The organism is Archangium violaceum (genome assembly GCF_016887565.1).
Taxonomy (GTDB): Bacteria; Myxococcota; Myxococcia; order Myxococcales; family Myxococcaceae; genus Archangium; species Archangium violaceum_B.
This window is the reverse complement of the sequence record NZ_CP069396.1, coordinates 2,980,582-3,001,392: the sequence shown is the minus strand read 5'-3', so window position 1 is coordinate 3,001,392 and position 20,811 is coordinate 2,980,582. Positions and strand designations below refer to the sequence as shown.

The window sequence follows — 20,811 nt, the reverse complement described above, 5'->3', positions numbered from 1 at the left end:
CATGCCCAAGGCCACCGTGGACCGATTCGAGGACGAGCTCGCCGTGCTCATCGTGGACGGGCGAGAGGTGACGCGCCCGCGCGAGGAGCTGCCGCCCGAGGCCCGTGAGGGCGATGTGTTGGACCTGGACACGCTGAAGGTGGACCCGGCCGCCACCGAGCGCCTGCGCGCCCAGGTGCGCCGGGCCCGCGAGCGCGCCATGAAGAAGAAGACGCCACCGCCCGGGAATTTCGACCTGTAGCCCGGGGCCTCGGTGGGTGCTGCGGGACGACTGGGCCTACATCCCCACCTTGCCCGCTGGGACGCCCCCTCCGCTGCCGGATGAACCCCTCATCCTGAGCCATTGATGTCCCTGGCAGGGCGCCGTGTCACGCAACACGGCGCTCTGCCCCACGGAGGCTCTCACCGCGCCAGCGACCTACCCACGCCGTGCCCGCTCAGCGCATGAACCGGGTCAGCACGGCGAAGTCGTCCTGCCCGTGTCCCGCCTGGACGGCCTTCTGGAAGAGCCGGTCGAAGGCCTCCGGCACCTCGCGGTGCAGGCCGCGCTCCCTGCACAGCTCCAGCAGGTGCCGCAACGCCCCGTGGTGGATTTCGAGCGTCGCGAGCGTCGTCGCATCGCTGCCGAAGCGACCCTGCTGCACACGCGTCAGCACATCCGTCACCGCGCCTTCCACCACGGGGGTGAGGGCCTTCACGTACCCCACGAAGGTCTCCAGCGGCACCTGCTCCGCCTCACAGACGGCCACGCCCTGGAGCGTACCGAACAGCGCGCCCCACATGTAGACGAGCAGCGCGCTGTCCAGCGCGGAGGCCCGCCCCACGTCGCTGCCCACGTACTGAGCATTGCCTCCGAGCGCGAGGAGCACGGGCTTGCACAGCTCGAACAGTTCGGCGGGGCCCGAGTACAACACGGTGCACCCCGGCTGCCCGATGAGGTTCGGCGTCGCCATGATGGCCCCATCCAGGTACCGGACGTCGTGCTGCCGGGCCCACGCGGCCTGCTCCCGCGCCTGGTCCGGTGAGCCGGACGTCAGTTGCACCAGCAGCTTCCCGCGCAGCGCCCGCGTCACCTCGTCCGGCCGGAGCAGCCCGTCGCTCGTGCCGTAGTCATTCACGTTCACCACGACGATGTCCGCGGCCGCCACCGCGTCCCGCACCGTCGCCGCGATACGGGCCCCCTGGGCGGCCAGGGGCTCGCACTTCGCCCGCGTGCGATTCCAGATGTCGACACCGTACCCCTGCTTCAGAAAGGCACTCACGAGCGCGGCGCCCATGCGCCCCACGCCCAGCACCGCGATGGCTGGCTTCTTCATTTTGTCGCTCCTCATGATGTGAAGTCCTACGGATGCGGCCGGGCGACCTGGGTGAGCCCTCCATCCACGGGCAACTCCGCCCCCGTGGTGAAGGTCGCCTCGAAGGCGAGGAACAGCGCCGCGCGGGCCACCTCCTCGGGCGTGCCGATGCGCCGCATGGGCGTGGTCTCATTCCCCTCCTTCTCGAAGGCCGCCAGCGCCTCCGGGGACGCGCCATCCACGCCCATCGTCGGCGTCTTGATGAAGCCGGGGCTCACCGCGTTCACCCGGATGCCCTTTGGCAGCAACTCCGCGGCGAGCCCCTGGGCGAACGACCGGAGCGCCGCCTTGGAGCCCGAGTAGACGCTCATGCCGGGCACACCCGTCACGTTGGCGACGGAGGTGGTGAAGACGAACGAGCCGCCCTCCCGGACGAGCGGAGCCAGCCGCTGCGCCGTGAAATAGGCGCCCTTGGTGTTGATGTCGAACGTCTGGTCGTACACGGCCTCGGTGACGTGCTCGAACAGGTCCAGCCGCGCGAAGCCGGCGTTGATGAACACGAAATCCACTCGGCCCAGCTTCTCCTCCACCGTCCGGGCCAGCGCGTCGATGTCGGCCAGGCTCGCCGTGTCCGAGCGCACCACGTGCGCCCGGGGCCCGAGCTCGCGCCGCGCCACCTCGAGGTTCTTCTCATTCCTTCCCGTGAGGAGCACCTCGGCGCCGCCGTCGAGGAGCGCCTTCACGGTGGCCAGTCCCATTCCCATCGTCCCGCCAGTGACGACTGCCTTCTTGCCTGCGTACCTGCCCATGGACTTCTCCTTGGTGACGCGGCAATGAATAGGGAGGAGGACCCCTCGCGGTCGCACACGTTCGGACGCGCGGAGAGCACGTTCGGACGGCGGCGAAGACGGGCTCCCGGCGCTATGTTCCGGGCGGGCGGCGTGGCGGGGGTGGCCACGGGTGTGGAGGAGCAGGCATGGACAGGCAGAAGCAGGCGGTGGACTTCAGCGGCACCTTCACATCACCCGGCGGCGTGCCACGTCCCCGGATCGGTCTGCGGGTGGACCTCCAGACGGCCGCGCCCGGGTTGATGACGCTGGAGTCGCTGCCCGACCACCGCCTCAAGGTCCACGCCGGTCCGCCCGTCCGGGGAGCGTGCCACTTGCACCGCTTCGTCTACACGCATGGGGACGTGGACCTCATCCCGGCCGGCGCCTCGGACTCATGGGAGCACGAGGATGCGAGCGCCGCGGTCGTCGTGCGGCTCTCCCCGTCACTCCTGAGGCGCGCCGCGGAGGACATGGGGCTGGACCCCGACCGCGCGGGGCTGGAGCCTCGGCACCAGTTCAGGGACCCGCAGATCGAGCACATCGCCTGGGCGCTCGAAGCGGACCGCCGAGCCGGCCATCCGGGCGGGCTGCTCTACGCGGAGAGCCTGGGCCTGGCGCTGTCGGTCCACCTGCTGGGCCACTACCCGGCGCCGCTCGGGCACGGGCGCGGGCTGTCGAAGCCGCAGCTGCGCCGCGTGACGGAGTACATCGAGGACCACCTGGACCAGAACCTCTCCCTGGCCCGGCTGGCCGTGGTCGCCGGTGTCAGCGCGTCGCACCTGAAGACGCTGTTCAAGCGCTCGACGGGGCTGCCGGTGCACGAGTACGTCGTGCAGCGCCGGGTGGAGCGCGCCAGGACGCTGCTGCAACGGGGCGGGCTGTCCGTGGGGGAGGTAGCGCTCGAAGCAGGCTTCTCGCACCAGAGCCACCTGGCGCGGTGCATGCGGCGCGTGCTCGGGGTGACGCCCACGGAGGTCGTGCGCGGCTCACGGTGAGCCTCAGCGGTGCGTGTGCTCAGGCCATCTCGGGAGGACGCGCGCGCGGCAGCAGCACCACGAGCAGCACCGCGCTCAGCCCGGCGAGCGCCCCCGCGGTGACGAAGGCGGTGGTGCTCCCCAGCTTCGTCCACAGCGCGCCGAAGAGCAGCCCCGCGGCGAGCGATGCGCCCCCGGACAGGCCGTTGTACAGGCCGAAGGCGCGCCCCCGGGCCTCCGCCGGAACCAGCGCGGTGAGCAGCGACTTCTCCGCCCCCTCCGCCATCGCGTGGTACAGCCCGTAGATGGCAATGACGCTCATCGTGAGCGTCACCCCCCGGGCCCATGCCAGCGCCAGGTAGCTCAGCGCATAGAGGGACCAGCCCGTGAGCACGAGCCTCGAGGCCCCGAGCCGATCCGCGAGCCGGCCCGCTGGGAAGGACACGGCCGACTTCACCGCCTGAAGCAGCAGCCACGCCAGGGGCAGGAACTCGGGCTTCGCGCCCTCCTCGGTCAGCTTCAGCAGGAGGAAGGCATCCGTCGAGTTGGCCACGCCGAAGAGGGTGACGGGCACGAGGTAGTACGCGAGCCGCCGGGGCACCGGGGCGAGCGCGCGGGTGGCGCCCGGGGCCGATGCGTGGAGGACCGGGCGCTCGGGCTCGCGCACGAGCAGCAGGGCCAGCACCCCGAGCAGCCCCGGCACCGCCGCGACGAAGAACACCTGCTCCACGCGCAGGCCCACGGCCACCAGCAACAGGGCGGCGAGTGAACCCACGGCGGCGCCCGCGTGGTCCATGCCCCGGTGGAAACCAAAGGCCCGGCCGCGCGAGCCCACGTCCACGGAGTTGGCGATGAGCGCGTCACGCGGGCTGGAGCGCACGCCCTTGCCCACCCGGTCCAACGCGCGAATGGCGATGGGGTGCCAGGGTGCGGTGACGAAGGCCATCAACGGGCGCATCAGGCTGGACAGGCCATAGCCGAACAACACCAGGGGCTTGAGGCGCCGGGCCCGGTCCGCCCACACCCCGGACTGGTACTTGAGGAGGGAGGAGACCAGGTCCGCCAGCCCCTCCATCGTCCCGAGCAGCAGGGGCGCCGCCGGCAACCTCGCGGCGAGGAAGGCCGGCAGCAGCGGGAAGATCATGTCGCTGCTGACGTCCGTGAGCAGGCTCACCACGCCGAGCACCACCACGGTGCGCGGCAGGCGGCCCGGACGAGGAGGCGCGGCGTCCACGTCCAGCCTCCTCGCGCGGCTACATGGACTTCGTGAGGACGAGCGGAATCTCGACCTCGACGTCATCTCCCGCGAAGGCGGGGAACACCATGCGCCTGGCCCGGACCTTGATGCAGTCGCCCATGGGCGAGCCGTCGATGTCCTTGCGGTCGAACGACACCTTCTTCACCGTGCCGGACTTGCTCACCGTGGCGGTGAGCAGCAGCTTGCCGTCGCGCAGCCGCGGGTTCTTGCGCAGCGCCTGCTCGATGCAGGACTTGAAGGCGGACTGCGACTGCGCCACCACGCGGGCGATCTCCTCCTGGGGCGGGCCGCCCTGCTCGGACGAGTCCGCGGCGGCCACCTCGGTGTCCTCGCGCACCTCGGGGGCCACGTCCTTCTTCTCACCCTCGGCGTAGAGGGCGGCCACGTCCTTCAGCTCCTCACCGTCGGGCTGGACGGCGGCCTCTTCCTGGGGCTCCTCCGGCTTCGGCTCGCTGGGACGCGCCGCCTTGGGCTCGGGCTTCTGCGCGGGCGCGGGCGCCGGAGGAGGCGGCGGAGGCGGTTTGGTGCGGCCGAGCATGAGGTCCCTCAGCTCGCCCATGCCCTCGGCCGAGAAGACGGACACGGGCTGCTCCACCGCGTTGCCCCGCGCGTCCACGCGGGTGACGCGCAGGGGCACCACCTGCAGCTCGGTCAGCGCGTACAGCAGGCCCACCGGCACCGCCAGCAGCAGGAAGACGAAGAGGGCGATCTTCCAGGGCGGGTTGCGCCGGTCCACCCCCGCCTTCTTCACGAAGTACTGGGTGTTCTCCGCCTTCGCGCGCGGCTTCTCCGGCTCCTTGCCCAGCGAGGCGAGCGGATCCTCCTGCCGCCCTCCCTCGAACCCGCCCATCCCCTCCAGGCCCGCCTCGTCCTGCTGCTCGGACTGGGGCAGGTCCAGGTCGGAGAACAGCTCACCCAGGGGCGCCGCGTTGGCGTCGTTGCCACCCGCGGAGGCCGGCTCGGCACCGGGCTCGGGCTCGGGCATCCACGGGGTGGAGTCCTCCTCCTGGGGCGCGGGGGCGGCCTTGCGCGCCGAGCGGGGCTCGGGCTTGGGCTGCCACGTCGTCTGCGAGGGCGCGGGCGGCTCGGGCTGCCACGAGGTGGCGGATTGCTCCGGTATCGCCTCGGGCTCCGCCACCATCACCGGGGGCGGCAGGGGGCGCGCCGGAGCGGGCGGAGGCGCGGGCGGCGGGGCCGCGGGCGCGAAGAGGTCGGCCAGCTCGGGGATGTCCTGGCCCCGCTTCCAGTCCGGCATGCCCTGCTGCCAGAAGTAGCTGCGCGCGGAGATGGAGCCCGCGGCCACCAGCTCGTGCAGGGCCCCCTCGTCGAGCGGACCCTCCTGCTTGCTCTTCACCATCACGAACCAGGGCGAGCGGGTGTCGCGCAGGGGCATGGTCCGCGTGGGCTCGTCCTCCCAGGACACCCCGGCGGGCGCGGAGGACACGACGGCCGAGGAGGCCGCGGCCTCCTCCTGGGCGAGCGAGCGATCCTGCTCCCGCAGACGCTCCACGTCCGCCAGGGACACGACGCGCGTGCTCTCCTCCGCCTCCGCGGGCGGGCCCTCCACCGAGATGACGTTCTGGCAGTTCTTACAGCGGACCTTGACGGTCTTTCCTCGGACCTTGTCGTCCGTGATGGAGTACCGCCGCTGACACTTGTTGCAGGAGAAGTTCAAGGGGGCTGTTCCCGCGCGCGCACACAAGGCGAGCGGCCGGAATGCTAGCGCCCTGGCGATGGAGTGCAAACCATCGGGTTGACTCCGCCTGCCGGCCCAACTAAGAGCCGCCTCCCCCTACCCTCTTGACACAGAAGGTGGCGCATGCCCGCGAAGGACCTCGGGACAAAGTACGTCTGCTTCAAGTGCTCCACGAAGTTCTACGATATGAAGAAGCCGGACCCCCTGTGCCCGAAGTGCGGCGCGGATCAGCGGGAGAGCCCGGCGCTCAAGCCACCCTCCGAGGGACGGCGCAGCCGCCTGTCCTCCATTCCCAAGGTCATCGAGCCCATCGAGCCCGAAGCCGAGGCCGAGGCCGAGGAAGCCGACGAGGAGCTGGGCGAGTTCAGCGAGGAGGAGGCCGAGATCCCCGGCGAGGAGGACGAGGAGATCTGAACCCCGAACCCAGGGGGCTCCGCCGGACGGCGGCGCCCCCTCGGCGCTTTCAGCGACCCGCCGCTCCGCCCAGCAGCAGGAGCGCGCGGCGCAGTTGCTCGTAGCCCAGCGTGCCCATGGCCTGCATGCCCACCGGACGCCGGGGGCCCTGGCCCTTGTCCAACGCCGGGGGGCTCATCCCTCCCCGCGTGCTGGGTCGCTTCTTCGGCTGCATGGGTCGTCCCCCTCTTTCCATGGGCACAACCTGTAGCAAATTTTCCACCCAGACCGCAACTTTTCATCCAGGCTCCCACTTTCGGGGTGAGAGAACGAGACCCGGCCTCAGGGCTGACGGGCCTCCAGGAGGGAAGAGGCGTCTGGGGCGGACAGGCCGCGCACCTCCCCCACGGCCCAGGTGTAATCCAGGCGGACGGCCTGCCCGGCGCGCACGGACACGGTGCGGGAGACCCCCGGCAGGCGGGGGTGCCAGAGGATGACGGAGTGGGTCCCCGCGGGCACCTCCAGGCGGAAGTGGCCGGAGGCGTCGGTGGTGGTGAACCAGGGGTGCTCGAAGGTGCGCACGGCGGCGCTCATCCACGGGTGGAGGTCGCACCGCACCTGGAGGATGCCGGGCGCGGTGGGCAACGGCCGGCGCACACGGGAGCCCTCGAGGGGCAGGGCCACGTTGAGGATGGGCTGCTGCGAGCCGGCCAGGACGTTGACGTTGTGCAGGAGGGCATCCCGGTTGCGCACCTCCAGCGAGGTGCCCGCGCGGGCGGCGAGCACCGGCGGCTCGAAGGCGCACCGTCTCTGGTCCAGGAGGGCTGGCGGGGCGTCGGGGTCCGGCTCCGGCCCCACGGTGCCATCGGCGAGCGCCACCACGACGTAGGACAGGGCGCCGTGCGGGTCCACGACGAGGGATCGGTCTGGCATCGTCGTCCCACAGAGGGCGGCGACGGACGGGCTGGTGGGCAGGGGTGCGAGTGCCGGCAGGGGGCCGGACAGGAGGATGCGCCCCTCGATGATGCCAGGAGGAGCGGGGGACGGGCGGGCGCTCGAGGCGCCGCTGGGTACCTGGGAGGTGGTGGGCGTACAGGCGACCTGCTGGCAGCCCGGAGGCAGGGCGAGGAGCGAGAGGACGAGCGGGAGGAGGACGGTACGGCGCACGGTGCCCGTCTAACTTGGACCGTGGCGGTATTTCAAACTTCGCCTGCCCGTCCGCATTGCGAGGGATGACACTGGGCCCATTTGGACGTTGGACCGTGCAAATCCTTGTTGGTAGAAGGGCGCGGGCTCCGCGGTAGGGCCCCCATTGGAGGCAGCGAATTTGCGGGAGAAACTGAAGGCGCTGGCGGAGCTGCAGAAGGTGGACCTCGAGGTCGCCTCGCTCCGGAAGGCCGCGGACGTGCATCCCCGGCAGTTGGCGGAACTGGAGCGGGACCTGGGTGCCGCGCGCAGCGCCATCGAGGCGGAACGCAACCGGGTGGCCGACATCGAGCGGCAGAAGACGGCGCTCGAGCAGAACATGGCGGACGAGAAGGACAAGGTGAAGAAGTGGGAGGCGCGGCTGGCCGAGCAGCGCTCCACCCGCGAGTACTCCGCCCTGGCCCGGGAGATCGACATCGCCAAGAAGGCCAACCAGACGATGTCCGACGAGCTGGTGGAGATGTCCAAGACGCTCGCGGCGGCGCGCGAGGCGGTGAAGGCGAAGGAGGCGGAGTTCGCCACGCGCCAGGAGCAGCTCACCAGCCGGATGACGGAGCTGAGGGGCAAGCAGAGCCAGGCCGAGGGCCAGGTGAAGGCACTGGAGGGCAAGCGCACCCAGGTGGCCGCCGCCGTGGACGCCACCCTGCTGCGCCGCTACGAGACGGTGCGCAAGAAGAAGCTGCCGGCGATGGTGGGCGTGGTGGCCGGCACCTGCCAGGGCTGCAACATGAACGTGCCGCCGCAGCTCTACAACCAGCTGCGCGTGTCGTTGGGGACGGACGTGTGCCCGTCCTGCAACCGCATCATCTACGCCGTCGAGGCGCTCGAAACACCGGCGGCGAAGTAGTCCCGCGAGACATGGCCCCGCCGAACCTCGTCGACATCCTCCGCCACATCGCGCGTGAGGAGCCGCTCACGGGGACGGTGCGGGCCTTCCCGGGCCTCACCCGTGAGGACGTGGGGCGTCTGCTGGAGAGCGCCGCCGAGCGGCTCGCCCCCGCCACGCCCAAGCCGGTCCCCGCGCCCCCTCCCGCCGAAGAACCCGCGAGACACGCGGAGACGCCCGCGCGCATGCGGCTCTTCTCGGACGGGGCGGCTCGGGGCAACCCTGGACCCGCGGGTGCCGGCGCGGTGCTGATGGACGCCGAGGGACGGGTGGTGGCCCGGCTCGGCAAGTTCCTCGGCATCCAGACGAACAACTACGCCGAGTACATGGGGCTGCTGCTGGGCCTGAAGCATGCCCGGAGCCTGGGCGTGCAGGAGCTCGAGGTCCTGGCCGACAGCGAGCTGCTCATCCGCCAGCTCCAGGGGCGCTACCAGGTGAAGAGCCCCACCCTCCGCCCGCTCTACGAGGAAGCGGCCGGGCTGCTCAAGGAATTCCCCCGGGTGAAGCTCGTCCATGTGCCGCGCGAGAAGAACAAGGCGGCCGACGAGATGAGCAACCGGGCCATCGATGAGCGGATGTGAACCCCGGCGCTTCGTCCGGAGTGACCTCGGCCCCCCGTCCGTTGTATGAGGCATGGGCCGGAGTGGTCCGGGTGAACGCTGGTCACTGCAGGAACGGGTGACGGGAGGAAAGTCCGAGCTCCACAGGGCAGGGTGCTGGCTAACGGCCAGTCGAGGCGACTCGCAGGAAAGTGCCACAGAAAACAAACCGCCGGTTCCGCGAGGGGCCGGTAAGGGTGAAACGGTGCGGTAAGAGCGCACCGCGCCCGGGGTGACTCGGGCGGCACGGCAAACCCCACCTGGAGCAAGAGCCAATAGGAGCGCGTCCCCGAAAGGGGACAGGGGTTGCCCGCCCCATGCGTTCGGGTTGCTCGCTGATGAGGCCCCTGGGCAACCAGGGCCCTAGATGAATGTTCACCGCTCATCCCGAAAGGGGTGGGGACAGGACTCGGCTTACAGGGCCACTCCGGTTTTTTTTCCCTGTGCCTACCGCTGCTCCACGGGCACCTGCACGAGCAGGATGCGGCTGCGCCCGTCATTGCGCACCGCGTCCGGGTTCTTGAGCTGCAGGCGCGCGTCCGTCTCCGGGTGCCAGAAGCCCATCCACAGGTTGAGGGCGCGGGAGGAGGCTCCGGACGGGAGCAGGATGCTGAACTCGTCCTTCACCGTCTCGCCGGGCTTCCATTGCGTGGTGGGGTAGAGACCCCCGGCCGGCTTGTGGTCGGCGTTGAGGCGCTCCATACGGCCCTCGGCGTCCTCGACGTGGACGAAGATCAGGTAGTCCTCCTCCAGGGGCTTGAGCACCTTGAAGTAGACGGTGACGCGGGCGGCATCGCCGGGAGCGATGCGGCCCGGCTGCACGGTGGCGCCCACCAGTTCCACCTTGTCCTCGAAGTTGGCGCCGTTCTTGACCGAGAGCGGAGGCACCTGGGTCACGACGGCCTGGCGCCGCTCATTGGGATTGGAACCACCGGGCGCCTCGACGATGCAGGCGCTGAGGAGGGACGCGGGGACGAGGAGGGCGAGGAGCGTGGACCGGCGCATGGCGTCCCCGGTTCTACCGGCTTCCTGGCACGGCATCCACCGGCCCGTGGCCCCTCGGGGACGCCAGGCCGCCATCCTGCTCCCGCCGCGACGTGTTCGCGGCGTGGCGTCGCTCTGAAGATGGGTGGGACGCCCGGAGGCATCTTGATGTATGCGGTGCGCGCCATGAAGACGCCCACCGCCCTCCCCTTCGTCCTCGCGCAGGCGCCCTCGCCGCAGCCCACGCCTCCGCCCCAGCAGCCGACGCAGCCCGGGGTACCGGAGACGGGCACGCCTCCGTCGGCCCCCGAGGCCGGTGGCCCCTATGGGCAGATCATCGGCGTCACCGCGCTGGTGCTGCTCGCGGCGTTGATGGTGGCCGCGGCGCGCAAGCTCTTCTTCAAGCGCCGCCCCGAGCTGCCCGGCAAGCCGCCGGCCGTCCCTCCCACGAAGGAGAAGCCCGCCCTCCCCGAGGAACGGCCCGAGCTGCGCGTGGAGCTGCCGCCCACCGAGGCGGAGCTCGCCAGGCGCCGTGAGGCGGAGGAGATCCACGCCCGCGCCGAGTCGCTCGCCCGCCAGCGCGAGGAGGCCACCCGCGCCGCGAAGACGGCCACGGACGCCACCGAGCGCGCCCGGCTGGAGGCCGAGGCCCGAGCCCTCAAGGAGCGCGAGGAGGAGGAGAAGCGCGCCGAGTACCGCGCGAAGAAGGCCGCCGAGGACGAGGCGAGGGAGCGGCGCAAGCGCGAGCGCGAGGAGGCCGAGCGCCTCGTGGCCGAGCAGAAAGCCCGCGAGGCGGCGGCCGCCGAGGAGGCCCGTCGCGCCGAGGAGGCGGCGGCGCGCGCCAAGGTCGAAGCCGAGGCCGGCCGGACGCTGGCGCAGGGCCTGGACAAGACGCGCAGCCAGGGCTTCATGGCGCGGCTCAACGGCCTCTTCGGCTCGAACCGCAAGGTGGACGAGTCCATCCTGGCGGAGATGGAGGAGATCCTCTTCACCGCGGACATCGGCGTGCGCACCGCGTCCAGCCTGGTGGAGGTGGCGCGCGACAAGCTCAAGCGCAACGAGCTGAGCGACGCCGACCGCATCAAGGGACTCATCCGCGAGGAGGTGACGCGCATCGTGGACCTGCCGGTGCCGCGCACGCTGGAGGGCGGAGGCCCGCCGCACGTGGTGATGGTGGTGGGCGTCAACGGCGCGGGCAAGACGACCACCATCGGCAAGCTGGCGGCGAAACTCACCAGCCAGGGCAAGAAGGTGGTGCTGGCCGCGGGCGACACCTTCCGCGCCGCCGCCACCGAGCAGCTCGACGTCTGGGCGGACCGCGCCAAGGCGGAGCTGGTGAAGGGCGCCGAGGGCGCCGACCCCAGCTCGGTCATCTTCGAGGCCATCAAGAAGGCGAAGGACTCGGGCGCCGACGTGGTCATCGCGGACACGGCGGGCCGGCTCCACACCAAGGTGAACCTGATGGACGAGCTCAAGAAGGTGAAGCGCGTCATCGACAAAGCGCTTCCCGGGGCTCCCCACGAGGTGCTGCTGGTGCTGGACTCCACCAACGGGCAGAACGCCATCCAGCAGGCCAAGCAGTTCCACGAGGCGGTGGGCGTCACCGCCATCGCGCTCACGAAGCTGGATGGCACCGCCAAGGGCGGCGTCATCATCGGCATCTGCGACGAGCTGAAGCTCCCCGTGGTGTGGGTGGGCGTCGGCGAGAAGGTCGCCGACCTGCGCCGCTTCGAGCCCCGCGAGTTCGTCCAGGCGCTGTTCGACTAGGCGGGCCTACTCGCCCAGCAGGCCCGGCAGCAGCTCCTCCATGAGCTTCTGCGTCTCCGGATCCAACGCCTTGCCATCCGCCCCGGCGCCCAGCAGGGCGCCCATGTTGGGCTTGCCGAGATCCTCGTCGCCGTGGGTCTCCTTCCACCAGCGCACGCGCAGGCGCTCGAGCTCCTTGGCGTGCGGAGGGCTCGCCTTGGCCAGCTCCCGGGTGAGGCAGTCGGTGCACGTCCACTTGAAGCGGTAGGTGTCCACGTAGGAGCGCAGGCCCTTGAAGAAGGCCTCGTCCCCGATGAGCTTGCGCGAGGCGTGGTGCAGCAGTGGCGCCTTGCCGTACACGATCGCTCCGTACTGCAGCGAGTCCTGGAAGTCGAAGGTGGGCCGGTCCGCCGGGGCGTCCTTGCCGCCCGAGAGCCGGAGCATGTGGTAGGCCGAGACGAGCGCCTCCTGCCGCATCTGCTCGGCCAGCTCGCGCCCGTACTTCCACTCCATGTAGAGCAGCGCCGTGTACTGGGCGAGCGACTCGTCCACCACCGGCGAGTGGATGGGGTCCGAGCCCACCAGCCCCGCGAAGTACTGGTGCGCCACCTCGTGGGCCACGGTGAACTCGAGCGTGCGCTCCAGCGTCTTGCCGAGCTGCGCGAGCGGCGCGGTGTCCCCGCCCATGGCCTGGAGGAGCTGCTGCATCTGCTCCATGCCCGGCATGCCCTCGAGGGCGCTGTTGGGATCCGCCACGCCGCGGTAGAGCGACGTGCCCACGGTGACGAGGCCGGGGAACTCCATGCCTCCGGCGCCGCCCGACAGCGGGGCCTCCACCACGCGGAAGTACTTGAACGGCAGGGGCCCCAGGCGCCGCTCCATCTCCGTGAGGGAGTCCGTGGCGTACTGCAGCACGCGCTTGCCCACCGCGGCGTCGCGGGTGGCGAAGTGGCTCTCCACGGTGACGCCCTTCACCGTCGTGGTGAGGCTCTGGTAGCCGCGCGAGGCGAACACGGGGAAGTCGCGCACCGCGCCCGCGGCGAAGCTGAAGCGCACGCGGCCGTCGCGCTGGGGCACCTCGCCCATGGGGACGCCCGTGACGTGCACCTTCCAGCCCGCCGGGACGATGACGTTGGCGAGCACGTTCGAGGGGTCGTACAGCGCCAGGTCGCCGACGCCCGAGGGCCCGGTCCAGGGCTCACCACTCGCGTCCTGGGGGGGCACCAGCGGCACCACGCCCACCAGGCTCATGAAGTCATCCGCCGCGGAGAAGGCGCCATAGTCCCCTTCCCCACCCGAGGCGCCGAGCGCGCCCAGCAGCGAGTTGGCGCTGGGGCTCGCGCGAGGCACCTGGGCCTCCAGGTCGAGCTCCACCACCACCGAGCCGCCCGGGGCGACGGGAGTGGCCAGCGGCACGTGGTAGAGGCTGTTGTCCTCGAGGTGCCGGGGCTTCGCGGGCTGCCCGTTCGCCTTCACCTCCGAGAGCGTCACCCGGGGGTCGAAGGCGTTGGGCGTGACGCGCAGGTAGACGCCCTCCATGGGGCGGTTGCGCACGCGCAGCTCCACCCGCAGGTGGCCCGTCACCCGCCGCTTCAGCGGATCCAACTCCAGCTGCACCTGGTAGCGCGGCAACTCCTCCAGGGGCCCGAGCGCCTGCGCGGCGCGGGCCTTCTCCTCGGACCGGAGGTGCTGCAGGGAGAACTGCACCTCGGGGGGGACGAAGTCTCCGGCGGGAGCGACCCCGGGAACGAGCAGCAGGGCGAGCAGCGGCCAGCGGCGCAGGGAAGCGAGCATGGGGGTATGTTACTGGCGATGACCCTTCGAACGCTCGCCCTTGCCACCGTGGCCGCCGCCTCGCTGTCCTGCGTGAAGCAGCTCGCGCCCCCACCCTCGGGGCCGTCCCGGCCCTACCCGCTGCTGAAGGAGACGGAGGAGCGGGAAACTTCCGCGCTCACTGTGAAGCGCGAGGACGTGGAGATCGACACGCGCGACTTCGAGCGGACGCCTCGGGTCGTGGCCACCGGGGAGACCCCCGTGCTGCAACTGTCCGGGGCGCGGGCCCGGCTCTACGGCGACGCGGAGGGCACCAAGGGCTTCGAGGTGGACAACTTCATCCTCCTCGAGGTGGTGGATGCCTCGGGCAAGGTGCTCAACCGGAGCGCGGTGGGCTTCACCGAGAACGTGCACATGGGCCGCGAGGTGGTGGACAGCGTGGGCCCCCGCTCCTTCCACTTCGAGCCGGGCCAGGTGGACCTCACCACCCAGCTGCCGGAGAGCGGGCCCTTCCAGGTGCGCGCGACGGTGCTGGACTACTCGGGCGTGGGCCGGGTGACGGATGTCTTCCTGGTGCTCGAACCCGGAGGCGCGCGCCAGGAAGACGACCTGCGGGGCCAGTGACCCCGGCGGCTCAGAACCGCACCAGGCCTCCGCCGGCACTGGCACCGGAGGGACCGTTGATGACGGCGTCGCAAGAGGCCGCGGGGAGGCAGACCGTGTTCGGATCCAGCGGCTTGGGCTGAGTGGCGACCAGGGTGCCCACGGTGGCGCCGATGACCACGGCGCCCACGCCGGCCCAGAAGTACCAGCGCTTGGTGAGCGGCGTGTCGGTGGAGACCTCCGGCACCTCCTGGGTGAGCGGCGAGGTCTCGGTGGGGCCCGGCGTGAGGACCGGGTTGCGCGGCTCGTCGGCGGCGACGAGCGGACGCAGGTTGACGTCGACGTTGTACTCCTTGCCGGCGCGCACGGCGATGCGCTGCGTCTCGGGGCGGTAGCCGTCGCGCTGGACGACGATCTCATGCGAGCCCGCCGAGAGCATGACGCCCTCGAGCGGCGCCGCGCCCTTGTCCTCGCCGTCGATGAGGACGCGGGCGCCCTCGACGTCCGCCTTCACGGAGACGAAGCCCGTCACGGCCTCGAGCATCACGCTCACCTCGGTGAGCTCGCCCTCCTTGGCGGTGACACGGCGGGAGAAGTCGCGGTAGCCGCCGCGGCGCACGGCGACGGTGTGCTCGCCGGGGGTCACCTCGATGGGACCCTTGGGAATGGAGCCAATCTCCTTGTCGTCGATGAACAGGCGCGCGCCCCGGACGACGCCGGTCATCTTCACGGCCAGCTCGGTCTTGCGGATGAGGGGCGCGAGGATCTCCGAGTCCTGGACGGGAGCCGGCGCCGGTTCCGCGACCGGCTGCGACTTCGCGCCCTTCTTCGGGGCCTTCGTGGCCTTGGGCGGCCGGGTCTTCTTGGCCTTGCCCTTGCCCTTCGAGGGCTGGAGGGGCGCCAATGGAGCGAGATCATCGCTCAAGTCCTGCGCGAAGGCAGGAGGGGCGGCGAAGCTGAGGACCAACGCGATCAGGAAGGCGCGACGCAGGACCATGAGGGTCCAAAGGTTAAAGAGTCGCGGGGGATGGGTCAAACAGGAGTCCACCCGGGGAGCCCATTGGGGGAAGATCGCCTCCCATGTCACGAAAGATTGCCTGGATCGCAGCCGGTGGCCTCGCCGCCACCCTCACGGCCTGTCCGGCCCGGACCCCCTCCCTCCCCAACACCCCCGCGCCCATACATGTGCCCCCAGGGTGCGAGAAGAACCAGACGGGCGAGTACCACCACGCGGAGAACCCCGCGTTCCTCTACTTCGGCGAGGACGACGGCGGCACGCTGACGCTGGGGGTGGCGCGCGCACGCGAGGGCCTGGAGGGGCCGGGGGACGCGGGGACGACGGTGAACATCGTGCTGCAACGCACGCCGGACGGCTTCGTGGGGGAGACCCGGTCGACGACGTTCACCCCCTCGGGCACAGCGTGCCCGGTGCGCTTCCCCACCGAGGCGACGGCCTGCGACGACAAAGGCCTGACCCTGCGCTCGGTGGCGGCGACGTCGATCGACGAGAACTGCCGCCCGGCGCCCACGGGCCCCAATCCCCAGTGGAAGGAACAACGGCTGGTGAGGGGAGCGCCGGACGCGGGCGCGTCCGACGCGGGCTGAGCGCCTAGGCGGCGCGGCGGGTCTGCTCCTCGGCCACCTTCACGGGGGCGGGAGCGGACTCGCTGAACTTCAGACGGCCCTGCAGGAGGCTGGACATGCCCACGTACAGGAAGCCCCCCAGGAACAGCATGATGAAGGGCACCGAGGTGTAGATGCGCTTCTCGATGGCGAACCACAGGGCGCCGGCGAAGTAGAGCGCGAAGGACAGCTCGATGATGGGCATGAGCGTCTTGTCACCGCGGTAGCTCTTCTTCACGGCGGCGACCTTCTTGCCCTCGGCGCCGGTCTTCGGGGTGCGGGTGAAGCCGGACTGCTGGCCCAGCAGGGCCTCGAGCACCGCGCGGGCGTTGTTGATGGCCAGACCGATGCCCAGGCTCATCAGGAAGGGCAGGTACTTGAAGCGCTCCCAGCCCTTGGCACCGCGCTCGCGCTGGGCGGCCACGTAGAAGGCGCAGACGCTGGCGGTGGCGCTCAGGAAGAAGGGCAGGTCCAGGAAGAGCGTGCCGTAGAGGCCGTGCTGGAAGCGCACCACCATGGACAGCGGCATGAGGGCGCTGAGCACCACCATCAACAGGTAGGCCATGTTGTTGGTGAGGTGGAAGAAGGCCTCGCGCTTGACGGCGAAGGGCAGGTCGCTCTTGAGAATCATCGGCAGCAGCTTGCGCGCCGTCTGGATGGAGCCCTTGGCCCAGCGGTGCTGCTGGCTCTTGAAGGCGTTCATCTCCACGGGCACCTCGGCCGGGGAGATGACCTCGGGCAGGAAGATGAACTGCCAGCCCTTCACCTGGGCGCGGTAGCTCAGGTCCAGGTCCTCGGTGAGCGTGTCGTGCTGCCAGCCGCCCGCGTCGGAGATGGTGACGCGCCGCCAGATGCCGGCCGTGCCGTTGAAGTTGAAGAAGCAGCCCGAGCGGTTGCGCGCGGTGTGCTCGATGATGAAGTGGCCGTCGAGGAAGATGCTCTGGGCCTGGGTGAGGATGGAGAACTCGCGGTTGAGGTGGCCCCAGCGCACCTGCACCATGCCCACCTTGGAGTCGGCGAAGAAGGGCACCGTGCGCAGCAGGAAGTCGGGGCTGGGCACGAAGTCCGCGTCGAACACCGCGACGAACTCGCCCTTGGCCGTCAGCAGGCCGTTCTCCAGCGCGCCCGCCTTGAAGCCCTGGCGGTTCTGGCGGTGGATGTAGACGATGTCGTGGCCCTGCTGCCGGTGGCGCTCCACGCACGCGCGGGCGATTCCGCACGTCTCGTCCGTGGAGTCATCCAGGACCTGGATCTCCAGCAGCTCGCGCGGGTAGTCGATGCGGCACACCGACTCCACCAGGCGCTCGACCACGTACATCTCGTTGAAGATGGGCAGCTGGATGGTGACCCGCGGCAGCGCCGGCAGCACGCCCTTGGGCGTGGGCAGCTTGAACTTGTGGCGGTAGTACAGGAACGCCATCCGGTAGCGGTGCGATCCGTAGACCGCCAGCACACAGAGGACGCTGAAATACACGCCCAAGAAAAGGATTTCGACGGTGGTCATCTGACCTGGCCCCTACCGCGGATGAAGTCGCCGCGGTCTTTACCCTGCTCGGCGGAGATGAAAGACCGACCCTCGCCGACCGCCGCATCCGGTTCAGCGGAGCCCCCCCGCCTCGTATGTGCCCGGAATAACAAGGTTTTGTCTATTCCGGGCAGTAACGAGCGCCGGACAATAGGGACGCGTCAAGTGACTGTCAAATAGATACCCGGACCGGGACGTGCAGTGGAGCCTGGCGGGGCACGCAACCCCGCGACCTCTCAACGCCTTTCACGCCTTCGCGCCTCAGCCGGCCACGCGCTGGACCACGGCGGGCGCGGGGACCTGGAGGGGAGCCTCGGCCACGTCCACCTCGTCTCGGGAAGCGAGAACGAGGATGCGCTCCACCAGCGCGGGGAAGTCGAGTCCGCGCTCGGCGGCGATTTTCGGCAGCAGGCTGACGGGGGTGAGACCCGGGAGGGTGTTCACCTCGAGGATGACGTCGTTCTCATCCTCCGAGCAGATGAGATCCACCCGGCCGTAGCCGCGGCAGCCCAGGGCGCGGTAGGCGGCGAGCGCGAGGGACTCCACGTTGGCCAGGCGAGTGGGAGACAGGCGCGCGGGGAGGAAGTAGCGCGAGCCGCCCTTGTACTTGGCGTCGTAATCGAAGCCCTCGCGCGGGGTGGCGATCTCGCAGGTGCCGAGCACCTCCTCATCGAGGATGCCGACCGTCACCTCGCGGCCGCGAGCCATGCGCTCCACGAGGGCCTCGCCACCGAAGCGGCAGGCCAGGGCCACGGCGGAGGCGAGCGCCTCGGGCTGACGCACCACGGAGAGGCCCACCGACGAGCCGCCGCAAGCGGGCTTCACCACGCAGGGAAAACCCAGGTCGCCGTGGAGCTCGAGGGCGCGCGAGGCATCGGCGCGGCCCACGCGGTAGCCCTGGGGCGTGGGGAGGTTGTGGAGCCGGAAGAGCTTCTTGGCCATGGGCTTGTTCATGGCGAGCGCGGAGGCGAGCACGCCCGAGCCCGTATAGGGCAGGCCCATCAGCTCCAGCAGACCCTGCACCTTGCCGTCCTCACCCATGCGGCCGTGGAGGGCGAGGAAGGCGACATCGAGCTCGGCGGAACGAAGGGCGCGGTCCAGGCCGGGGCCGGCGAAGATGCGGCTGACCGAGTGGCCCCGGGACTCGAGGGCCGCCACCACGGCCTCACCGGTCTTCAACGAAATCTCCCGCTCCTCACCCCAACCGCCCATCAGAACACCGACGCGCTTGCCCATGACTTTGGATTCCTCCTTGTCAGGGGGCTAGAGCACACGCGATGCCAACCCGGGGAGATGCAGTCGAGGTGGAATCCTGCCCACCGGCCGACGCCAGAGCCCCGTCATTCCAGCACATCGAGACAAGGAGCGTGTGGGCCCACACGGAGCGAGCGTGTCCACCAAACCACGCCGTGGCCCTGTGGCCGCGCCGCGCCCCCAACCCCTCTCCCTCTGGGAGAGGGACGGGGTGAGGGTATTCACGCCGGTATTCCCCACCCCGTCACCCGAACCAGCGACCCGAAGCAGGAGCGAAGACACGGAGCCGGTCGCGAAGCCGCTCGGGGACACGGGCCTGGAGGGTGGAGTGCACCTCCTCGGGGGAATAGGCCTGACTGAAGTGCATCAACACCAGGGCCTCGTTCTGGAAGAGCTCTGCCCGCGCGAAGATCTCATCGAGATGGATGTGAGAGCGCTCCTGAGCATCCTGGACGGTGCGCTTCGAGTCGATGAAGGTGCACTCGAGAATCAGCACGCGGCTGTCGAGCAGGGAGGGAGCGGTCTCCAGCACACGCGAGAGCGTATCGGTGGCATAGGCCAGCTCAAGATGATCGACCTCATCGAAGAGGTCCTCACCCGCCTTGCGCCTGCGAGCGATCTCCTGGGGAGGAAGGGACTGGTGCTCGGGCCTGAGCTTCGAGACGCGGCGGAGGAACTGGTAGCAGAGGGAGGGCACGGTGTGGTGCGTGCGAAAAGCGCGCACCCACAGCCCATGACCCAGGTGGTGCGTATCACCCGGGCGCATCGGGACCGTCTCGACGTGGGTCTCGGTGCGATGAAGCCGGCCCTGGACGGCGAGGGCCTCGCGAACGGGGGCTTCGATCTCCGCGGGCAGGAACACCTGAGGAGGCGCCTTGCCGATGAGGGTGCGGATGCCGAGCAACGAGCCGAGCGCGCTGGCGTGGTCGGAGTGACCATGGCTCAAGAAGATGCGATCCGTCCCGGCGAAGGAGCGGATGGGGACACCGGCATCGAGCACCACGCCGAGCTCCGGCACCTGGAGCGAGGTGTAGACGCCTCCGACCGAAATGCCTCGAACCGTATAGGGACCCGCGCTGACCTCGGTGAGCATCCGGAGAGGCTAGCGGATGGGGACGCGCTGTCACGCCTCGCGAGACACATCTGACAGCTTGTCGTGCCATGGGCGCGGTCCAAGCGGTGGACAGAGCCCGCCTTCCCTCTGAAGAGACCCATGGAGCGGCCGTTGGTCCCGGCCTTGCTCAGGGAAGCGGACATCCACGACACCTCACAGGAGGCATCCGATGTCCACCCTCGTCCGCCCCTCGTTCCGCGCACTCACCCTGCTCTGCGCGGCCTGCCTGGGCCTGACGGCCGCGCACGCCGTGAACACGGTGGTGGAGGCATGGCTCCTGCCATTCCCCTCCTTCGAGCAGAAGGCACCAGCCCCGCCGAAGAAGGAGGAGATGCCCACCCCGCTCGCCCTGGCGTCGCTCGCCCGGTACACAGGCCTGCCAGACAAGCTGCGCGAGCAGGTCATCTCCGCGGGCCCGGGAGACGAGCCCGTGCCGACCGTGCTGGAGCTGAAGCTGCTGGGAACGATGACGGCATCCCCTCCGGCCATCTCGCTCGCGTCCGTGTACGAGGGACCCGCGCGCCGCACGCGCTCGGTGTGGACGGGCGGGGAGGTCCTCGGAGCGGAGGTGATCGCCATCGAGCGCACGCGGGTGCTCATCCTGAACGCGGGGCGGCTGGAGTACATCGGCGCCGGCTCCGGAAAGGGCGCCGAGAGCAAGGAACCGCGTGTCTCCAGTCCTCCGGCCCAGGCGGACGCGGCGTCCGGCATTGACATCCGGCAGGTGGGCCCACAGGTCTACGAGCTGTCACGCCAGGAGGTGGACACCCTGCTCGCCAACCCCAGCGACGTGCTGATGCAAGCGCGCATCGCCCCCGTATTCAGGGACGGCAAGCCGCAAGGATTCAAGATGTTCTCCATCCGGCCCGGCTCGCTCTACGTCCGGCTGGGCCTCCAGAACGGGGACACGCTGCGGCGCATCAACGGGCTCTCACTCGAGGGCGTGGAGCAGGGACTCGAGGCCTTCAACCAACTGCGCGATGCCTCGCGCATCGAGCTGGAAGTGGAACGCAACGGACAACCCATCCGCTACACCTACTCGATGCGTTAGG

21 protein-coding genes and 1 other RNA gene are annotated in these 20,811 nt (G+C 70.3%); 10 read left to right on the top strand and 12 right to left on the bottom strand.

The genetic code is table 11. From position 1 onward, the window contains the following. The first annotated feature begins 1 nt into the window (after position 1). On the top strand, positions 2–241 hold the full coding sequence (locus JRI60_RS12465; protein ID WP_204226068.1) for a DUF3006 domain-containing protein: 240 nt from the start codon (positions 2–4) through the stop codon (positions 239–241). A gap of 196 nt (positions 242–437) precedes the next feature. On the opposite strand, the gene JRI60_RS12460 is transcribed toward JRI60_RS12465, so the two are convergent. Both JRI60_RS12460 and JRI60_RS12455 read right to left on the bottom strand, forming a co-directional pair. Next, complete coding sequence (locus JRI60_RS12460) at positions 438–1,316, bottom strand: NAD(P)-dependent oxidoreductase (protein ID WP_204226067.1); 879 nt, start codon at positions 1,314–1,316, stop codon at positions 438–440. A gap of 26 nt (positions 1,317–1,342) precedes the next feature. Then, on the bottom strand, positions 1,343–2,104 hold the full coding sequence (locus tag JRI60_RS12455; protein WP_204226066.1) for an SDR family oxidoreductase: 762 nt from the start codon (positions 2,102–2,104) through the stop codon (positions 1,343–1,345). 167 nt (positions 2,105–2,271) lie between these two features. Here JRI60_RS12455 and JRI60_RS12450 point away from each other — a divergent pair, with 167 nt between their 5' ends. Then, positions 2,272–3,120, top strand: coding sequence for an AraC family transcriptional regulator (locus JRI60_RS12450; RefSeq protein ID WP_204226065.1), 849 nt, complete (start codon positions 2,272–2,274; stop codon positions 3,118–3,120). 19 nt (positions 3,121–3,139) lie between these two features. Here the strand turns inward: JRI60_RS12450 and JRI60_RS12445 are convergent, their stop codons facing one another. Beyond that, on the bottom strand, positions 3,140–4,333 hold the full coding sequence (locus tag JRI60_RS12445) for an MFS transporter (RefSeq protein ID WP_204226064.1): 1,194 nt from the start codon (positions 4,331–4,333) through the stop codon (positions 3,140–3,142). Between the two features lie 19 nt (positions 4,334–4,352). Continuing rightward, complete coding sequence (locus JRI60_RS12440) at positions 4,353–6,032, bottom strand: AgmX/PglI C-terminal domain-containing protein (protein ID WP_204226063.1); 1,680 nt, start codon at positions 6,030–6,032, stop codon at positions 4,353–4,355. Between the two features lie 144 nt (positions 6,033–6,176). Here JRI60_RS12440 and JRI60_RS12435 point away from each other — a divergent pair, with 144 nt between their 5' ends. Continuing rightward, on the top strand, positions 6,177–6,467 hold the full coding sequence (locus JRI60_RS12435; RefSeq protein WP_204226062.1) for an FYDLN acid domain-containing protein: 291 nt from the start codon (positions 6,177–6,179) through the stop codon (positions 6,465–6,467). A 49-nt stretch (positions 6,468–6,516) separates the two neighbouring features. Here JRI60_RS12435 and JRI60_RS12430 read toward each other — a convergent pair whose 3' ends face one another. Both JRI60_RS12430 and JRI60_RS12425 read right to left on the bottom strand, forming a co-directional pair. Continuing rightward, on the bottom strand, positions 6,517–6,681 hold the full coding sequence (locus JRI60_RS12430) for a hypothetical protein (RefSeq protein WP_204226061.1): 165 nt from the start codon (positions 6,679–6,681) through the stop codon (positions 6,517–6,519). Positions 6,682–6,788: 107 nt separating this feature from the next. Next, positions 6,789–7,613 carry a carboxypeptidase regulatory-like domain-containing protein gene (locus JRI60_RS12425; RefSeq protein WP_204226060.1) on the bottom strand — a complete coding sequence of 275 codons (825 nt, stop codon included), beginning with the start codon at positions 7,611–7,613 and terminating at the stop codon, positions 6,789–6,791. Positions 7,614–7,773: 160 nt separating this feature from the next. On the opposite strand from JRI60_RS12425, the gene JRI60_RS12420 reads away from it, so the two are divergent. The 3 genes from JRI60_RS12420 (at position 7,774) to rnpB (ending at position 9,570) form a co-directional block, all read left to right on the top strand. Further along, the gene (locus JRI60_RS12420) at positions 7,774–8,499 is read left to right on the top strand and encodes a zinc ribbon domain-containing protein (protein ID WP_204226059.1); all 726 of its coding nucleotides are present in this window, start codon (positions 7,774–7,776) and stop codon (positions 8,497–8,499) included. An 11-nt stretch (positions 8,500–8,510) separates the two neighbouring features. Beyond that, positions 8,511–9,119, top strand: a complete 609-nt coding sequence (locus JRI60_RS12415; RefSeq protein ID WP_204226058.1) for a ribonuclease HI family protein — start codon at positions 8,511–8,513, stop codon at positions 9,117–9,119. 59 nt (positions 9,120–9,178) lie between these two features. Then, an RNA gene (gene rnpB, locus JRI60_RS12410) (RNase P RNA component class A) lies at positions 9,179–9,570 on the top strand. Positions 9,571–9,584: 14 nt separating this feature from the next. Here the strand turns inward: rnpB and JRI60_RS12405 are convergent. Beyond that, complete coding sequence (locus JRI60_RS12405; protein ID WP_204226057.1) at positions 9,585–10,142, bottom strand: hypothetical protein; 558 nt, start codon at positions 10,140–10,142, stop codon at positions 9,585–9,587. Positions 10,143–10,307: 165 nt separating this feature from the next. Here JRI60_RS12405 and ftsY point away from each other — a divergent pair, with 165 nt between their 5' ends. Beyond that, positions 10,308–11,888 carry a signal recognition particle-docking protein FtsY gene (gene ftsY, locus JRI60_RS12400; RefSeq protein ID WP_204226056.1) on the top strand — a complete coding sequence of 527 codons (1,581 nt, stop codon included), beginning with the start codon at positions 10,308–10,310 and terminating at the stop codon, positions 11,886–11,888. A gap of 6 nt (positions 11,889–11,894) precedes the next feature. Here ftsY and JRI60_RS12395 read toward each other — a convergent pair whose 3' ends face one another. Beyond that, positions 11,895–13,661, bottom strand: coding sequence for a M1 family aminopeptidase (locus tag JRI60_RS12395; RefSeq protein WP_204226055.1), 1,767 nt, complete (start codon positions 13,659–13,661; stop codon positions 11,895–11,897). An 18-nt stretch (positions 13,662–13,679) separates the two neighbouring features. Between JRI60_RS12395 and JRI60_RS12390 the strand changes: the two genes are divergently transcribed. Next, positions 13,680–14,264 (top strand): hypothetical protein, encoded by a 585-nt coding sequence (locus tag JRI60_RS12390; protein WP_204226054.1) that lies wholly within the window; start codon positions 13,680–13,682, stop codon positions 14,262–14,264. A 10-nt stretch (positions 14,265–14,274) separates the two neighbouring features. Here JRI60_RS12390 and JRI60_RS12385 read toward each other — a convergent pair whose 3' ends face one another. After that, positions 14,275–15,240 carry a PEGA domain-containing protein gene (locus JRI60_RS12385; RefSeq protein ID WP_204226053.1) on the bottom strand — a complete coding sequence of 322 codons (966 nt, stop codon included), beginning with the start codon at positions 15,238–15,240 and terminating at the stop codon, positions 14,275–14,277. An 83-nt stretch (positions 15,241–15,323) separates the two neighbouring features. Here JRI60_RS12385 and JRI60_RS12380 point away from each other — a divergent pair, with 83 nt between their 5' ends. Beyond that, positions 15,324–15,848, top strand: a complete 525-nt coding sequence (locus JRI60_RS12380) for a hypothetical protein (RefSeq protein ID WP_204226052.1) — start codon at positions 15,324–15,326, stop codon at positions 15,846–15,848. A 4-nt stretch (positions 15,849–15,852) separates the two neighbouring features. Here the strand turns inward: JRI60_RS12380 and JRI60_RS12375 are convergent, their stop codons facing one another. The 3 genes from JRI60_RS12375 to JRI60_RS12365 form a co-directional block, all read right to left on the bottom strand. Then, positions 15,853–17,370, bottom strand: coding sequence for a cellulose synthase family protein (locus tag JRI60_RS12375; RefSeq protein ID WP_204226051.1), 1,518 nt, complete (start codon positions 17,368–17,370; stop codon positions 15,853–15,855). Positions 17,371–17,652: 282 nt separating this feature from the next. After that, positions 17,653–18,627 (bottom strand): D-alanine--D-alanine ligase, encoded by a 975-nt coding sequence (locus JRI60_RS12370; RefSeq protein WP_204226050.1) that lies wholly within the window; start codon positions 18,625–18,627, stop codon positions 17,653–17,655. Between the two features lie 262 nt (positions 18,628–18,889). Beyond that, entirely contained in the window at positions 18,890–19,738 is an 849-nt protein-coding gene (locus tag JRI60_RS12365; protein WP_204226049.1) for an MBL fold metallo-hydrolase, read from the bottom strand. A 190-nt stretch (positions 19,739–19,928) separates the two neighbouring features. Between JRI60_RS12365 and gspC the strand changes: the two genes are divergently transcribed. After that, entirely contained in the window at positions 19,929–20,810 is an 882-nt protein-coding gene (gspC, locus tag JRI60_RS12360; protein WP_204226048.1) for a type II secretion system protein GspC, read from the top strand. Position 20,811: the final 1 nt, after the last annotated feature.